Origin of the sequence: Candidatus Terasakiella magnetica, assembly GCF_900093605.1 — a bacterium.
In the GTDB taxonomy this organism is placed as follows: domain Bacteria; phylum Pseudomonadota; class Alphaproteobacteria; order Rhodospirillales; family Terasakiellaceae; genus Terasakiella; species Terasakiella magnetica.
This window is the reverse complement of sequence record NZ_FLYE01000030.1, coordinates 1-363: the sequence shown is the minus strand read 5'-3', so window position 1 is coordinate 363 and position 363 is coordinate 1. Positions and strand designations below refer to the sequence as shown.

At 47.7% G+C, this 363-nt stretch carries 1 protein-coding gene; it reads left to right on the top strand.

Annotation, left to right across the window (positions count from 1 at the left end; translation table 11 throughout):
• Positions 1–48 precede the first annotated feature (48 nt).
• The coding region (locus tag MTBPR1_RS10865) for a helix-turn-helix domain-containing protein (RefSeq protein ID WP_131813974.1) at positions 49–363 on the top strand (315 nt) is incomplete at its 3' end.

Below are 363 nucleotides of genomic sequence, written 5' to 3'. Positions count from 1 at the left end.
CCCTAGACTCACATAACAAGTGCAACACTTTGCTATACAGGTGTTGCAATGGGACAAAAATACGAACATTTGCGTTTAGATGAACGCATAGAGATATACCGCCTTCATGAAGGCGGTATATCTCTTCGCCAGATTGCCCAATATTTAGGGCGATCTGCTTCTACAATTAGCCGAGAACTACGGCCTAATTCCAAGAAAACAAAACAGTGGGACGGTGGCTATAAAGCAGATCGTGCTCATGATCTTGCCCTGCGGAGAAGACGTTGGGATGCACGCTTTAAATTGGCGCGCCAACCGGCCTTACGAGAATTAGTTCGTAACCGCCTTGCAATGGGATGGTCACCGGAACAAATTGCAGGCCGG